Below are 16,490 nucleotides of genomic sequence, written 5' to 3'. Positions count from 1 at the left end.
CAAACTTGAAACAACAAAGGGAAGTCTTCTTTTTCGGAACTACAAGTTCCGGCAAGAGCACACTTGCGAATGCGCTCATCGGGGCTGATCTTCTTCCTCACGCAGTTCAAGAAATGACTGCTGGTCTTACCCGCGTTAGCCATTCCAGACGGAAGTCTTTGAATATTGCCGAAACGGATGGTGCATGCTGGGAATGCGGTTCTTTCGACTTTCGGAGCCCTGAGCAGATCGGGGGGCGGTTACGCGAAGTGATGGAAATATACCATTCCCGAGGGGATCTGGCTCCACCCAGATTTGAAATCAACTGGCCCACCCGTATTGGAAGTCGAATCAAAAGGCGTGATTTGGCGATCTCGTTGGTGGATACACCTGGAGTACGCTGGGTGGGTGATGACCGACACTCTCACGGGCGGACGGAAGGTGCGGTGTCTGTTGTTGTGTTTGGTGCCGATGAAACTGACGAGCGCAAACAGTTTGATTCGCTCAACCTTGCTATGAGTTTGTCAGATAACCCAACGAACATCATCTATGTACTCAACAAGGTGGATATTTTTCTGAACGATCGTGAACCAAATGCGAGTGCAAGACAATTGGAGGATAGGCTGCGCAGGATGATAGCTAGAGCAGAAAGCGAAAGAGGCTTTACCAGCGCTTTGAATCGGCAAATCTACAAGGTCTCCGGCCGTATTGGGTTACTTGCTTCCGTGATCGAAGAGTATGGTGGCTATAAGTCCTGGTTCGCAAGAATCAAGGCCAAATATTTCCAACGCGACGCCAAAAGCATTGAAGCCAAGGCCCTCGAAGAACTAACGAAGTACCACAGGCACTTGCTCGACTCAGAATTCCTCGAAGACCTACCTAGAGCAACCTCGAAATGGACGCTGGCTCAGAGGAAACTGCTGGTGAAAGTCGCTTTGCAGGAATCAATGATCGACCCGCTCGCCAAAGTCATCCTCGACACGCTTACACTTCTTGAACATCCATTTCAAAATCCTCGTGAACTCGTTGCCTAACCTCGGGAATCAACCACGAACAACGGCCGCGCACTGGATCAACGCCGTCCAAAAGACCATATCCGGCAGGAAATGAACGTATCCACCTATGTGTTTCTGCGTCTTTCCATGTCTCGGTGAGAACCTCCGGTCCAAACAAAGATTCGATATCCGTTACAATATCCTCCACTGGCCTTGGGCGACGGTTATGGGCGTAATCATTACGGTCTCCTACAAGACGACCAATTGCTTTCTGGAAGGGTTGACTGCAGATTTGCTGGTAACGATGCATCGCCCACTCGGGTATACGGCGCCTTATTCGTAATCCTTCCAGCCTGTTTCGAATGATTCCGAAAGTAAGGTTGCACTCGCCCTTACCACCGTTTTTGTCGAGCAAAACAGAGGGAGGCTTGTCCTCAAAATCGTAAAAGAGTGCGAGGTCAGTCATGAGCGCAATCTCGGCAAAGTGAAGAAGATTGCGCTCTTGTAACTTTTCATCCGCCAAAGCCCGCGCAGTATGCCTCAGACCCTGCACAATTGGGTGTCCTCCTGCCTCTCGCAATAGTGGTTCTCCCCCACCCACCATCGCGCCGAGCGCCCTCGTACCAAAGCGGACAACTTCTTCAATCAGCGCTGGTTCAAGGATGCATAGGACGACTTTGACAGCTCTATGTGTTCGCCGGCTGAACATAGCCACCGCCTCAAAGAAGGTCTCGGCAAACACAGAAACAGGCAGATGAAAAAGTCCGGTTCCCAACATAGGAAACGCCACACTCTCTAGGCCGGTCTCAGCCACAGACTCAAGAATATCCTCAATACAGCGCTGAATCATGGACGCATGCTTGGCCACAAGTTCATCATCCGAGAGATCCCAGTCATTGGGATGGTGAAACCCCGCATGAAAAATCACGCGTCCTTCCGGACCATTCGTTCGAAGTGTGGTCCCAGGTGGTAATACCTCACCACGCGTCTGAGCTCGGAGCTCGTCTAAAACATAAGGGAAATGCCTACGCAGCTGACCGGATATAGCCGATGGATTCCGCGCCATGTAGAAGCCAGAGTCCTCACTACTCACCCATGCCCTTTCGGGTGCGTCTAAGAGGCTTTGGCCGCGAACCTCCAACGTCACGCTCCCCAAGGACCAACTCCATGGTTCACTCGGCTGAGGCATGGTGCTCCTCTTGCGGAATTGCGCCTTCCACAATTATTTTCAGATAATCAGTAAGCTTTTCCCTACCTTCCCGTTGAGTCAAATCCATCGAGAGATCGACAAAGCGCGTACTTATCCGGTGACGGGCATCGTCCCTCAGTTCGTAATCGCGCTCCTTCACATCGGGCACCCATGGATATAACAAGATGTTATGACTACAGTCGTACCGCGTGGCGTATGCGTAGAGTTGATAAAGGTCGCCAGACGTCACGCCATAGCGATTACCTTTCTCTGTGGCCAACTGCTTCCACTTCGTGTCGATGATCAAACGTGGTGAGTCTCCACACATGACAAGTATATCAGGCTTGAGCTCCAGGACGCCTTTGCGTTCGTCTTTGTCGTTGAGCCTCCAAAGGAGGTACTCGCGGAGGCCTTTTGATTGCGGACTCAATTGAGCATCGGGAAAGTCGCGAATCACGTGCCGCCTCATGAACTCAGCCACAAATCGTTCAAACACGGCATTCATATCGAAGAGTAGCGCGAACGTAGCTGTCTTGCCGCGCATTCCTGTCGCGATGTTGCCCTCCCATACCAATCTGCAGAAGTTAATCAGGGAAGTGAAGCGAGCGTTCTGTCGGTTCTCTGTGAAGTTGTCGAAGTCTGCGGCAATGAGTGGCTTGAGTGAGACTTCGTCCAGAATGCTCAAACAGCTGTCCAGCCGCTCCTGTGATGCTGGTCTGCGTGTGATGTCGCGCAAACGCACGCACGTAGCCTTGAAGATGCGGTTCAAGGGAGTGTCGGCCAGGAATTCTTCGTAGACCGTATAGAAGCGGTCGGCTCGGGCGAAGTTGTGCTTGATATGCTGCGAGAACTTCAGCTTACCCCTCAGGAATCGCAGATTATCCTCCTGATGGACGTATCCATGCTGAACGCCCAGGAGAAGCTGTTCGAGCAGCTGTTCGGCGAAGAGCCGAATCAGCGTCTCTGAGATGGGGGCTTTGTGCAGGCTCTGTGAGGCAAGGTCGCGATCGCGGAGTGGAAGATCGCCGCTCAGACTCAGCATATAGAGCAGATTCTTGCGCTGAAACACTTCTTCGGTTTCCTGTCCCTCAGTGCCTGGCGCTTTTGGAGCCCGATAGATCTTCGGCAAGATCTCAACGATTAGGCTTCCGACCTGAACTATCCCGATCCAATTCTTGGGCTGCAGATATTTGCTCCGCCACTGAAAAATCTGCTTCGACTCTTCTGCGTGCCCCTCATCAAACTCTTGGAGTGTACGAAAATGTTTGGGATGAATGAGCGTCTTTCCACTCGAGTCCCGTTCACCCGTGATGGTGTCCTCGTCCCCAAGATAGACACGTTCATACTCGACCGCCGTAAGCCGATTCAAACCGGGTCCCTGTGGCTTATGCCCATGTCAGTGAGCAGTTCCCTCAATCGCCGCAACGCATCTTTTCGACCGTAGTTGCCTTCGACGATAACGATCCCGTTCGGAGTTTGTATGGGAATTGGTCGAATTGCCGCTTTGCCGTCGGGATGCAGGCCATCACGAGAGACAAAGTGTCGTGAGGAGCGGCGATACGGCAATGGTGGGCTGGCATGTTGAAAAACGTCAGACAAGACGGCTTCAAAAAAACGCGGAACATAGGGTTCCTCATAGGTTTTACCGTTAACCTCCATAGCCAGACGGGTTCGCTGAATCTCATCGTTTTCCTCCCCTGAAACTTCAACTTCCGAAGTCGAGTCCAACATCACTTCGATCTCTTTGAAACGTTCATCCAGTTTCTTCAGTTCCTCAATCCTAACTCCTGCGACACCAGCGAAAAATGAAAGCAAATCTGAGTCGTCTTTCGGGTAGTCCCTCATGAACTCGTTTGAGACCGCGAATTCATACTGGTCTTCATAGTCTTCATCATCCACGAGTAAAACGCTCTTCTCCTCAAGTTTGGTACAAGAAATTACGTGGTGCTTAGCCGGCAGATCTTTCCTCCTTGGTAGACCCTTATCATCGTATGGGTTCGCAAGGGTTAGCGCGATTTTGCGCCAAGCACCGTAGAAATACTCTTGAAGAAGAGGGATCACTTCATTCAAGAAGACAAATTGGAGATCATTGAGAGTCTTCACTTTCAGGAAGTACGAATGACCAATCTGGTGGTCAGCGTCGTACAAGAAACGAATTCTTTGATTAACCTTTTCAAAGACTGCCACACAGACATTCACAAAAAGCAAGTTCTCTTCACTGAGGTCGCGATAATTCTCCTCAAAATGTATCAGTAGAGAACGCACAATCACTGATACATTCGGCATCATTTCTTCGAAACGGAAACGCCGCCTCAGCGCCACGTCCATGAGCGCAATCGACCGGTCGGCCGTGTTCATGGTCCCGATCACATAGAGATTGGGCGGGACTGCGAACTTTTCGCCCGAAGGCAAAGTTACAATCATCGCTTGCACATCACCAAGACGTTTGCTGGGCTCAAGCAACGTCATCAACTCCCCCAAAATCTTGCTGATATTCCCGCGATTGATCTCATCTATGACGAGCACGTATCGACGCGCATTGGAGAAATCTAAGGCTTCAGGTTGTGCCAACGACTCCTTGGCGAGTTCTAACAACTCCGTCAACGGTAGTTGCCCAGGCTCACTGAATAGCCGTACATCCGCCTCAGGCAGCTCTTTCATCGCGTTGAGCACAGTCCAAAAAGGGGTGAAGTTTTGTACATGTTCAGCAAAGTCTTTGGACGTCAGCTCTTTCAGATCCCTATCTTTGAATTGGTCCCACAACTTTCTGAGCTTGTCGCGAGCTATTGAAGGGTATTCTGTGTTGCCTGAGAGCGCAAAGCGCATCCCATCAAACGTCAGGATATAGTCCTTTCTTTCCTTCGATTGAACGTTGAATCCGGTATCCCCAGCCTTTGCCGAAAGAGTCATCCAGCGACTATCAAAATCATCAACCTTTTTGACCCCTTCGCTCAGCGCTAAAAGCGCAAGGCGCTTGAAAGCACCATCACGCAATTTGTATTTGATCTCATCACTCTGAAGGTCGGGAGCAATTCCCTCGACGAACTCTTCATATCCGTAAGATTGATGGAAAGTTACGAACGCGATTTGGTCACGGTCGTAGAGCTCACGATATCGTTTCATCACCTCTTCATAAGACTCTGGAGCCCGCTTGCCATCAATGATCTCGACTGCCCGTCTTGATGTCAGATAGGTCTTACCTGTTCCAGGCGGTCCGTAGAAGATGACGTTCTTTGCGTCCAACACTACAGAATCTAACTTTTGTTCGGCGACATGGGATTGTGTCGTTAGCTTGCCAAGAAGCTCGGTCGCGGATTTGGATTGCTCCTTAGCTATCACATACGAGTTTAGAAATCCCAATCCTAAACTCAACTCGGTTCCTAGTTCAGTCAGGTCTTCTCCCAATTCCTTTTCCAAGTAAACTTGATCTTGCACAACGTTGGACCAGCGCTTGGAAATGGGTTGAGTTTCAAGCCAGTTCAGAAAGGGCTCCGACCATGCTGCTCCGCGATCCTGACTTCCCACGATACGAAGGCGCCAACCAACAGGTTTATGCCGACTAAAATAAAGCTGCATCAACAAGACGGGGGCATGCTGACCAGAGTCTTTCCAGTCGAAGTCGAACGCGGGCTGCTCAGTGAGCAACCCCGTTGATTCATCATGGTAGTTGGGTTTGCATTCCGCGCCATACCCCTCCGCCAGAGCAGCCAACCGGGGGAGCGATTTCTCACACAGTGTAAGTGCTTGAACGACATCAGTATCGACCAACTCGGGAAACTGCCGGAGGTCCTGGACCAACTGATTGAGCTTGGCTTCATCCATCGTATTTAACCGTCATTTGGGAAGGTGTTTCACGAACCATATGCGATTCCTCATATTCCACCAACTCGAATCCTGATGAAGATTGACCCGGGGAGCGCGGTAGGTTTACAACAAGCACAATTCGAATCCATTGGTGGCAATTCTCTTACCCTGAGTGTGTTCATGGCTGACTTCCAACTCCCTCGCGTTGGCATGATGGCAACAGTCCGCAATCGTCGCGGCATCATCACCAATCTGCACCCCTTCGACGGCAAGTCCGACGGCATATTGCACCTGGTTACGATCAGCTACACCGACTCCGACGGCGTCCAAGAGGACCAAGTCATCTGGGAGCGTGAACCCAATGCAACCTGTGTCCTTCCCCTTGCGCTTCCAGCTGTCGAGAAGTCGCCCCCAATGCTCGCTCATGAGTATGATGCGCTCTTGCGCGCAACGCGTTGGGGCGCTCTGACGCCTTTCCTGGCGCCGGAAGATCCCAGCAAGAAAGGAGCAGAGCCGATCTCCGCCCCCTTCCACGGTGCGGTTCAAGTAGAAGACTTCCAGCTTGTCCCAATGCTCAAAGCCTTAAGGATGCCGCGTGTATCCTTGTTGCTCGCCGACGATGTGGGTCTTGGAAAAACCATTGAGGCCGGCCTGATCCTCAATGAGCTACTCATCCGAAGACGTATCCGACGAGTTCTAATCTTGTGCCCTGCTTCACTTCGCGACCAGTGGCAACAGGAGATGGACGAGAAATTTGCCCTAAGCTTTGATGTGATCGATCGGGACGAGACCATCAACCTCAAGAAGCGCCTTGGTATGGATGCGAATCCTTGGCGAGTCTTTCCTAGGGCTATCGCTTCTTACCATTATTTGAGGCAACCCAATGTGATGGAAGAGTTCCGTGCAGCTACGGAGTCAAACGACCCAACTCAACCTTCGCACATGCCGTGGGATCTCTTGATCGTGGATGAAGCGCATAATCTTATGCCGGCAAACTATGGCGAAGATAGTGATCTAGCGAACATGTTGAGAATCATAAGCCCTTGGTTTGAACACAAGCTCTTTCTTACCGCAACGCCACATAACGGCCATACGCGCTGCTTCACAGGTCTTTTGGAACAGTTGGACCCTAGCCGCTTTCATCGCACCAGCGATCTTCACGACAAACGGAACCAGGGGATGAAAAAACGGATCTCCGAGGTCGTGGTGAGGCGCTTGAAAAGTGACATCAACAATTTGGACCTGGAAAACAACCGCCCCCCCCGATTTGCAGATCGGGAGTTGAAGTCCAATGACGTGAATTTTGGTCCTGGCGAGCTTCAGCTTTTTCGCGCGTTTGAAAGCTTCCGATTGGCACTGCTGAGGGAACTCCCCAAGAATGACATGAAGGAGTTGCTGGCGGGTCGTTTCTCTTTGGAGGTGCTCAACAAGCGCCTACTATCAGGTCCCACAACCTTTGCTGACTCTTGGTTCCGCTTTCGCCATGGAATGGACGGCTCACCCGAAAAGGACGTTCAGAGTGCCAACCAGAGCGACGTAGCAAATGCCAAACGTGCTGTGGATCGAGAGATAGACGACGATGTCGAGCATGAGCGTGTTCAGCGTTTTGCAGCAGAAACCACGGGTGAATGGTTCAAGCAATATTACCACAAACTGAAGTCTGAGATTGAGACGCTAGACAGAAGTCTCGCCACGTTGGGACTGAAACCTGTTGAGTCAGGCATAGTCCAAGTCCCAACAGAAGACGCACGCTTTGATATTCTCGCAAACTTCATTGAGGACCGTTTGAGGCAAGACAAAGGTTGGCGTTCGGATGAACGCCTGATTATCTTCACTGAATATATGACCTCGCTGAACTATCTGTCTCACAGACTCAGAACACGGTTCAAAGACCACACACGCTTTCACATTCGCGAGCTCTTTGGCGGAATGCAACGTGCCGAACGGGAGGAGATTAAGCTCATCTTCAACGACCCAGATTCAGGAGCCAGGATTCTGATCGCGACAGACGCCGCGTCTGAAGGTCTAAACCTGCAAGAGAGTGCACGCCTGCTCTTTCATTGGGATATTCCATGGAATCCTGCGCGCCTTGAACAGCGCAACGGGCGCCTCGATCGTCATGGTCAGGCTCGAACCGTTGAAGTCAATCACTTCGATAGCAGTGCTGCAGATGACCTAAAATTTATGGCCCGGGTTATTACCAAGGTACATACCATTCGCAACGACCTCCAAACCATGGGCGAAGTCTTCGAAAGAGCATTCGAAGAGAAGTTTTCGTCGCTCACAGAATCGAAAAATGCTTTGCCAAATCTGGATCGACGGACGGCACACGTCCAAAAGACAAGTGAGGCCAAACTCGACCTGGGTGAAACCAAATCGCAAGATGATGTTTTACTGGAGGAAGCTGCACGCATCGGAGAATTTCAAGACCATATTGATCTCACCCCAGATTCACTGAAGTCAACCTTGGAGGCTGCCTTAGGGATAGGGACTGGACTTCCACGCCTATCCTCCTCCGATGGTGGACGATACAGCCTCAATCACCCCATTCCGCCTCACTGGAACTATCTAATCGACTCAACCTTGCGCAAAGGGATTGCCGACCGTGCCCAATCGGGTGCCCTTCCGCGACTGGCATTCGATTCGGGTACGATGACCGAACAAGTTGGGGAGCGGCGCGTTTTCCGGCACAGAAAAGATACAGTCCTGATGCACCTCGGCCATCCGCTATTTAAACAAACGCTGGCGCAGTTTGCACGAGCGCGTTTCCCAAATGCAGGCGTGGTGAAGGGTGAATATTCGACCACTCTTGACGCATCCCGTTGGATTGTACGGACGGGTGGAGTCCCCAACGGAATGGATGCACTTCTCCTGTTCACCGTCGAGGAGCTGGCCATAAACAAGCTCCGTGAACCGCTGCATCATTGGGTCCGAACCATTGAAATCCCGATCAAGGACGGTCAACTTCAAACCCCAATGCCGTATCGGCCGCCTACAGAGGTACCAACCGGTGAATCCGCAACACCAGTTCAACTTGAAATCGCCCGCGACATTTGGACCGATATTGCCCTGGACTGCATGGAGTTCGTAAAGTCCCTTAAAGGGGCAAGGTCAGAGCAGATCAAATCGCTTCTCAAAGAACACCGGCCTGCGGTCATCAAAGCCGAGAAGCAACGTTATACAGAACGCATTAACGAAATCAAAAGCGAGAGCCAGTCAAAGAACGTCGATAAGCTTAAAGCTGACCTCGAAAAAGAGACAGCGCAACAGGCTTTAGACAGCGACTCAAAACAGCGTCGAATGGAAAAGATTCGGTCGCTTGAGGACGAAATCAAACTGCGCGAATCTCATTACGCTCAGCTTCTGGAATCCGTCAAAAAGCAAGAAGAAGAGTTCTTGAAACACATCCTTCCCAACCGCCTTGAGCTCGATGGGGAAATCAGCATCTTTCCTGTCGCTGTGGAGATCCGACTATGAGCACCCCACAATGGTTCGCCCAACTCACCCTCAATGGCTTGTTCATCTCGCCAGCCAAAGTCATCGAGTTTTTTTCCGGAGATACCCCAGGCATTTCGGAAGATACCGCCACAGAGCTCCGACAACATCTTGGTAAGCTCAACCAGGACCCCAAACATCTGGCTGATTGCGTTAAGTATGTGTGCATAAACGTGTTGGGCTGGACAATTTCGGGCATCATTGCCGCCCCAGACAAGAGCTGGTCCCGAATTCTCATTACCCGTGAAGCGTTTCGACCTGACATGGTTTGGAAGCGGCTTGAGGGCTACGCGCCAATTCCTGTGTTCCGAGTCAAGCCGCAAGGTCAATGGCCCGCCTGCATCGAAAAACCACTCGGAGTGGGTAAAGGTAGACGGGACATCGCTAAGGTTGTGGAATGGATGCGGCGGGCGGAGCAGAACCTAGCCGTGGTTACCAATGGTCGCTACTACCGTCTCCTCTACGCAAATCCGGACTCCGAGTCCTGGGTGGACTTTGACATTCAGCAAGTGCTTGAAGACCGCGACCACCACGCAGCCTTCACACACCTTATGGGAATCGAAGCCCTCAAGTTCGTTGAAGGGGATACTTCAAAACTACTCAAGGCCATCCAGTCCACACGACAAGGCCAGTCCGAGCTCTCAAGCATATTGGGAGAGCGACTGCGGCGGGCGATAGAGATTATCATCCGACACTCGAATCCTCAGGCACTGATTGCGCTCGACGAAGACCCAGGGATCGAGAAACGAGACATCTACATTGCCGCCTGCCGAATCATGATGCGATGTGTGGTTGTGTTTTTCGCTGAAGCGCGAGACCTGCTACCACGCAACATCGCCGTCTATAACCATTCCTATAGTTTGCAGGGACTCGCACAACGACTGAAACTAGAGTCAGGAGGCAATAAGAAGCGACTTCGTCATCGTTACTCGGCATGGCCACGAATTCTGGCGCTCTTTCGCCTCGTTCATCAAGGATCTGCGCACAGCGAGCTCACCATCAACGCATATGGGGGCGAGCTTTTCCGACCGGGAGATACTGAGAGTAATAATCCAATAAGCAGAGCACTTGCTGTTTTTGAGGACCCCTCCAATGATCTCTCTGATGAAGTCATTCACGATATCCTTGAGCTCCTGACGGAGAGCCGAGCCAAAGTCAAGGTGGGTGGATCAAACAAGTCAATCCCAGTCCCCGTCGATTTTTCGGCGTTATCCACGGAATACATCGGCATCATCTACGAAGGTTTGCTCGACTACGAGCTGCATCGCGTACAACCCAATGAACCGATGATCATGCTTCCCCTTGGAAGTGAGCCAATCCTGCCATTGGAACGCTTGCGTGAAATGCCAGAGAAGAAGTTGAAGGAGCTCCTGAGTGAGTTCGGAAAGGCAAACAAAAAGGCGCTGGGCTCAGATGATGGTGAAGAATCTGCGGATGACGAGGAAGCTGCCGAAGAAGACGAGCTGGTTGATGAGGAAAGTGAGGACGAGGAAGTCGAGGCATCCGACGACTCCGACGATGATTCGGACGAAGAGGACGATGAACCTGCAACCGACACCGGCTACTACCATGCTGCACTTGAATGGGCGCGCAACGCTGTCATCGCGGCAGGACTCGTTACTCCTCCCAAGGGCGCGAAATCTCCTGAAAAGTGGACGATTGAATTCACAGAGCAACGCGAAAAAGCCGCCCAGAAGCTCGTCAGCAAGGACCGACTCTTCCTACCCGATACATGGTACCTCGCACGTTGGGGTGGCACACGTAAAGGATCGGGCACGTATTATACTCGCCCACAACTTGCGATACCCACCGTCAGCCGCACCCTTGAGCCATTGGCGTACAACCGACAGGATGACGGCACACTCGAACCCAAGAGACCGGAAGAGATTCTGGCATTGAAGGTTTGCGACCCCGCAATGGGCTCGGCCTCCTTCCCTGTGGCCGCGTTGCGCTATCTAACCGAGGCTCTGTATCAGAGCCTCCTCTTCCACTCGTGCATCCTAGATAAGGACAACAAGTCCTATATCCGGCTTGCGGATGGCCATGAGTTAGAAGGGATGGCCGACGATCCCATTCCTGTACCGCCTGACCATGAAGAATTTGAGAGGATGCTCAAGGCGCGGCTCAAGCGCTATGTGGTTGAGCGCTGCATCTACGGGGTAGACTTTGACCCGCTCGCCGTTGAGCTTGGTCGCCTGGCCTTGTGGATCGAGACCATGGACCGAGACCTACCTTTTGGGTTCCTGGACCATAAAATCAAATGCGGAAACTCGTTGGTGGGCTGCTGGTTAGACCAATTCCAGGACTATCCGCTTCTGGCCATTTCACGACAAAACTGGGACGCCGGCGACAAGACCCACAACGGACATCATTTTGAAAAGAACCTCACTGGGAATGCCTACAAGGAAGCTTTTAATGACGTGGTGAAGCCGGGTATTCGCCATATGATTGAGTCACAGATTCAAGTCCTTATGGGGACAGTCACCCAGTTTGACCACGAATCCGTGCACACCGAGGCTTTCGAGTTGATGGAGGCACTTCATAAGCTACCGATTCACGAAACGCACGCCCGAGAAAGACTCTACAGGGAGAGCCGCACGAGTAATCCCACATTTGACAGACTCAAAATGGCCATGGACACCTGGTGTGCGATCTGGTTCTGGCCCGGTGAATCGATTGAGCATCTTCCCACGCCCCAAAACTGGTTTGATACGCCGGAAGTCACAAAAGAAGTCATTTCTGAGCTAGCTGGGAAGCATCGATTTTTCCACTGGGAACTCGAGTTTCCGGATGTCTTCAACCCATACCGACAAGGGTTTGATGCCATCCTCGGAAACCCACCCTGGGAAATCTCCAAACCCAATTCGAAAGAGTTCTTCTCGAACATCGACCCGCTATACCGCAGTTATGGAAAAACAGAGGCGCTGAGGCGCCAGCAAGAACTCTTTGAAAAGAGCGAGCAAGACGAGCGAGCATGGCTTGAGTATCGCACTCAGTTTAAGTCCCTTTCCAATTTCTACTCCAACCGTGCCCATCCCTTTGGAGACGATCGCGCGCGATTGGGCGAGGATTTCAAGAATAAATCCCTCGGAAAAGACAGCGATAACCTGCACTACAACTGGCTTGAGAAGAGGCGAACGCGCAAGGGCTACGCATCGAAAGAACATCCGTATCAACATCAAGGATCGGCAGATATCAATACGTATAAGCTCTTCCTTGAGCTAGCGCACGGGCTGCTTCGTGATGATGGCTATATGGGATTCATCGTGCCATCCGGGGTTTATACGGATAAAGGCACCACCGACTTACGCCGCCTTTTTCTGGAGAAATCGCGTTGGCACTGGCTCTTTGGGTTTGAGAACCGTAACAAGATTTTTGATATCGATAGCCGATTTAAATTCAACCCCATCATTGTTCAGAAAGGTGGCACCACCACGGCGATCAAGGCCGCATTTATGCACCGTGAGCTCGCCGATTGGGAAAACGCGGACAAACATGTTTTGAGCTATCCGGCGGAACGCATCAAGCAGTTCAGTCCCAAGTCGCTTTCGATTTTGGAGATTAGAGGCGAGCGCGACCTAGAGATTCTGCAGAAGATTTACGGCAACGGCGTGCTCCTCGGCGACGATTCGGAAAACGGTTGGGGAATCAAGTATGCGACTGAGTTCCACATGACCAACGATGCCAAACTCTTCCCGCCGCGCGAAAAGTGGGAGAAGGAAGGCTATAGTCCCGACGAGTACGGACATTGGTTGAAAGGCCCGTGGAAACCTGTGTCCGAATTCGGCTTTGACCCGAATCAACATCGTCTGGACCCACAGTACAAACATTGGTCCATCCTTGATCGTCCCAAAGGCGTCGTGCTTTCGCGCGATGGTCAAATGGCCATGGATATCGGTGAGGTCGAGGACGTCGCCCTCCCCCTTTACGAAGGCCGCATGATTGGGCAGTTCGACTTCAGTCAGAAGGGCTGGGTCAGCGGAAAAGGTCGGAGTGCAGTGTGGCGCGATATACCTTTTGACGCGAAGGAAGTTGAGCCGCAGTTCTTGATTGCATCAGAATTCTACTTGGATCGTAGTCTTTCGTTGTCACACCATAGGCACTTCAAAGCAGTTTTGATGGACGTCACTTCCTCCACAAACTCTCGTACTGCCATACTTGCTGGTCTCACGCACCGCCCGTGTGGTCACAAAACTCCCACTTTGACATTAAATCGGGAACTCGTTTCGCCTTTTATTGGTGTCGCAAACTCGTTTATCTATGACTATCAACTCAGAATGAGTCTGGGTGGCAACTCGCTAATTTGGAGCGTACTTGAGTCCTCTAATTTGGTTAATCCCGACTTGCCGGTGCTAAAATTGGTGTCTCAATTGGTGTCTGGTCTTGGGTTAACACACGTCCAGTTCGCATCTGCGGCAATTACTCTTCCTCGTCGCGAAACTGCCTGGAGGAGTATGTGGAATTTGCGAAACTGCATCAGATTGGAAAAGCGTGTTATTTTGGACGCTGTGATTGCCCAACTTTATGGACTATCCGAAGCCGATATGCGGCACATCTTATTGGAATGTGATTTTCCACCGGGTGACAATCAATTCACGTCGAGTCTGAACACCAAGGGGTTTTGGCGCTCTCAAAAAGGGGAGGATCCTGAACTCAGGCACACTGTACTCACACAGGTGGCGTTTGCCGACTTACAGAAGCTTATCGCTGCTTTAGGGGATGAAGAGAAAGCTATCGCGATCTTCTGTGGATTGAGTAACTCTGAGGAACTCCCAAATTTTCAACCGCTTCAAAGAGCGGTGCCACATGTCGATCCAAAGGAAGGATGGATGATACCGAAAAGCCTTCGTCTGGCGGATTACGGATTGGGACACGATGAACGTGCCAAGGCGTATCAACCCGTAGCAAGTCACCTGGGGCCAAGATTCTACGATTGGCAACTCGAGCAGAGTGTTGAGGAGAGCTGGGAGGAGTGTGCTCGCCACGCCGAGCTTCTCGAAATGATTTTACCCACAACTCATGCACCTGAATCATCAGTAAACATCAGCAAGAAGAGCCAATCCCGTCAGGTGAGTCTGCTGGAGCAAGGGGACTAGTAGGCGTGGGTCAGGGAAGTTTTCCGTTCCCATTCGTGTTCTCGAAGTTGTAGGATGAGCAGTGCTTTTTGTAGCGCCTCACCATGCTAACAAGCAGGTTGCGTCCATGACAAAGTTTTCGATACCGCTAAAAGAATCACTCCTGGTCGGCTTTTTGAAAGGCGCGGAGTCTGAAGTCCCTATCGAGGCTCTACAGCTGGAGTTCTATGGGTACACCCTTGAAAAATTGGAGCAAACGCAGCCAATCGACCCCAGTCATGCGCTCATCAGTGAGAACGATTCCCAACCTTCGCTTTTGGTGGGCCCACTCTCCATCGGTGTGAGCGTCAGGGAATACCAGAGTTGGGAAATATTTAGAGATTTGGCATGGGATACACTTTTGAGGGCCCACAGCGTCTACACTGAGGGTTGGATCGAAGGCCTGCTTCTTCGATATGTGGATCGCTTTGAAGGAGAAAATCCGGCGGCCGTTGCCGCTTCTTTGAAGATCCTCAATTCCTTGTTGGAAGGAGGCAGTTTTCAGGAAGGTCAATTCACCTACAGCGACGCACTTAATCTGGCTAATGAGCCTTCCCATGTCCTTACGAACTATACGTTCCATCATTTTGAAGATGAAGAAAACGTAGAGGGCTTTATTGGTTTGGTGATTTTTGACACGTACGCATTATTTGAGAACCTGAACAAGAGGCCGGATGAATGGCTTGAGGCTGCCCATCGCTGGCAGAAGCAAGCATTCTGGAGGGCATTAACTCCAGATTATCTCGGCGGCCCTGGCGCGAACTGTTTTGATGCTGAGGAGCGTTCAGTCTTTGAGAGGCAACCATGACGGAAGCGATATCAGACTATGCGGGGAACACACTAACCGCGCTTAACATCCGTAAGACGAAGAAGAAACTTATCTTCGCTAAGATAGGCTTTCTTCAAATTGAGGATCGAAAGGAGACTCTTCGACAACTCAATGCAAATCTGCTTGCCGAAATCGATGGGAAGTTAAAGGATCTTTACAGAGCCAGCATCAATGACGTGGATGACAAGATTGACTCGCTAGCATGGGACGGTGGTTTCAATCGCGAGATATGGTGGCGAGCAATTCATAGTCCTGACTTGAGGTACGACTTGCAGGCGATAGCAGCCAGGATCTTCACCCAGGCCGCATTTCCTAAATGCTCAGAGATTTCTTATCCCCGAGTGCAAAACCCAATTCGCCCAGACGACACCAACTGGAGGAGGATAGTTGAAATGGCCTCAAATGGAACTCTCCTTGTTCCGCTTGGTGTGGTTGAAGGTTTAGACCGTGTCTCTGACTTTGAGGGATTAAGGGTAATTCGCTCAAAGTGCCGCGATGCGGATGCTTTGGAGCGACTCGATGAGATTCTAGCAGAAGCCACGAATGGATGATGAATACTTCGCTCGGATCTTGAGCATTAAACCAGCAGCTGTGGCAAAACCGGAAGCACCGGAATTCCTAGACGCCTTAGGAGAAAACTTCTGTTTGCGTGACGGGGAAAGCGGTCTTTCTTTGTGGCGCCTTCGCGCCATCCAACCTAAAGCTCATTGGGAATCCGATGTGGTGACCGCATGGGCGGCTTACGCCAAGAGCCGTCAAGATACGATTCAGTATTTGGTGTTACCCGGGCGTCTGCTCCGCGGTTTGGGAATAGAGCCAACGTGCATTCCAGATTTACGCTCTTTCTCTTGTATTCAACAAGACCACTTTGAAGCCCATATCTCGGAGGGGCAAAAGCAAAGGCTTCTGACTAGACTCCAGAGTCTTTTGATAAAAGACAAATCCTTCTACTTCCAGCGTATCCCCCGCGGCGAGTTGCCAGCACGCTTGAAGTGTCTCAATCACAGGTGCCCCATTTACGAACACGAACGGCGAATGGAATGGGTGTTGAGCCATCTTGATTGAATGGTGCGTATCGTCCCGAT

General features: G+C 51.3%; 9 protein-coding genes. 6 read left to right on the top strand and 3 right to left on the bottom strand.

Annotated features, from left to right (window positions below; all coding sequences use genetic code 11):
• Positions 1 to 5 precede the first annotated feature (5 nt).
• Entirely contained in the window at positions 6 to 1,013 is a 1,008-nt protein-coding gene (locus FRD01_RS22585) for a dynamin family protein (protein ID WP_146963239.1), read from the top strand.
• Here FRD01_RS22585 and FRD01_RS22580 read toward each other — a convergent pair.
• From FRD01_RS22580 to FRD01_RS22570, 3 genes are read right to left on the bottom strand one after another with little or no spacing between them, the layout of a single operon-like run.
• Complete coding sequence (locus tag FRD01_RS22580; RefSeq protein ID WP_146963237.1) at positions 964 to 2,163, bottom strand: macro domain-containing protein; 1,200 nt, start codon at positions 2,161 to 2,163, stop codon at positions 964 to 966. The two genes, FRD01_RS22585 and FRD01_RS22580, sit on opposite strands and share 50 nt — an antisense overlap.
• Positions 2,147 to 3,532, bottom strand: a complete 1,386-nt coding sequence (locus FRD01_RS22575; protein ID WP_146963235.1) for an McrC family protein — start codon at positions 3,530 to 3,532, stop codon at positions 2,147 to 2,149. The genes FRD01_RS22580 and FRD01_RS22575 overlap by 17 nt, the downstream gene beginning before the upstream one ends.
• Positions 3,529 to 5,985, bottom strand: coding sequence for an McrB family protein (locus FRD01_RS22570; RefSeq protein ID WP_249755834.1), 2,457 nt, complete (start codon positions 5,983 to 5,985; stop codon positions 3,529 to 3,531). Before FRD01_RS22570 ends, FRD01_RS22575 begins: the two co-directional genes overlap by 4 nt.
• A 75-nt stretch (positions 5,986 to 6,060) precedes the next feature.
• On the opposite strand from FRD01_RS22570, the gene drmD reads away from it, so the two are divergent.
• The 5 genes from drmD (at position 6,061) to FRD01_RS22545 (ending at position 16,470) form a co-directional block, all read left to right on the top strand.
• On the top strand, positions 6,061 to 9,444 hold the full coding sequence (drmD, locus tag FRD01_RS22565; RefSeq protein WP_347341861.1) for a DISARM system SNF2-like helicase DrmD: 3,384 nt from the start codon (positions 6,061 to 6,063) through the stop codon (positions 9,442 to 9,444).
• Complete coding sequence (locus FRD01_RS22560) at positions 9,441 to 14,558, top strand: Eco57I restriction-modification methylase domain-containing protein (RefSeq protein WP_146963233.1); 5,118 nt, start codon at positions 9,441 to 9,443, stop codon at positions 14,556 to 14,558. The genes drmD and FRD01_RS22560 overlap by 4 nt, the downstream gene beginning before the upstream one ends.
• A gap of 106 nt (positions 14,559 to 14,664) precedes the next feature.
• Complete coding sequence (locus tag FRD01_RS22555) at positions 14,665 to 15,384, top strand: TIGR04255 family protein (RefSeq protein WP_146963231.1); 720 nt, start codon at positions 14,665 to 14,667, stop codon at positions 15,382 to 15,384.
• Positions 15,381 to 15,956, top strand: a complete 576-nt coding sequence (locus tag FRD01_RS22550) for a hypothetical protein (protein ID WP_146963230.1) — start codon at positions 15,381 to 15,383, stop codon at positions 15,954 to 15,956. The genes FRD01_RS22555 and FRD01_RS22550 overlap by 4 nt, the downstream gene beginning before the upstream one ends.
• Positions 15,949 to 16,470, top strand: a complete 522-nt coding sequence (locus FRD01_RS22545; protein WP_146963228.1) for a hypothetical protein — start codon at positions 15,949 to 15,951, stop codon at positions 16,468 to 16,470. Before FRD01_RS22550 ends, FRD01_RS22545 begins: the two co-directional genes overlap by 8 nt.
• The last annotated feature ends 20 nt before the right edge of the window (positions 16,471 to 16,490 follow it).

It is taken from the genome of Microvenator marinus (assembly GCF_007993755.1).
Lineage (GTDB): Bacteria > Myxococcota_A > Bradymonadia > Bradymonadales > Bradymonadaceae > Allomicrovenator > Allomicrovenator marinus.
This window is presented reverse-complemented; position numbering and strand designations above follow the sequence as displayed.

Coding starts and splice junctions, on each gene's coding strand:
- FRD01_RS22555 (WP_146963231.1), top strand. CDS start 14,665: ATGACAAAGTTTTCGATACCGCTAAAAGAATCACTCCTGGTCGGCTTT.
- FRD01_RS22560 (WP_146963233.1), top strand. CDS start 9,441: ATGAGCACCCCACAATGGTTCGCCCAACTCACCCTCAATGGCTTGTTC.
- FRD01_RS22570 (WP_249755834.1), bottom strand. CDS start 5,985: ATGGATGAAGCCAAGCTCAATCAGTTGGTCCAGGACCTCCGGCAGTTT.
- FRD01_RS22580 (WP_146963237.1), bottom strand. CDS start 2,163: ATGCCTCAGCCGAGTGAACCATGGAGTTGGTCCTTGGGGAGCGTGACG.
- drmD (WP_347341861.1), top strand. CDS start 6,061: ATGAAGATTGACCCGGGGAGCGCGGTAGGTTTACAACAAGCACAATTC.
- FRD01_RS22550 (WP_146963230.1), top strand. CDS start 15,381: ATGACGGAAGCGATATCAGACTATGCGGGGAACACACTAACCGCGCTT.
- FRD01_RS22545 (WP_146963228.1), top strand. CDS start 15,949: ATGGATGATGAATACTTCGCTCGGATCTTGAGCATTAAACCAGCAGCT.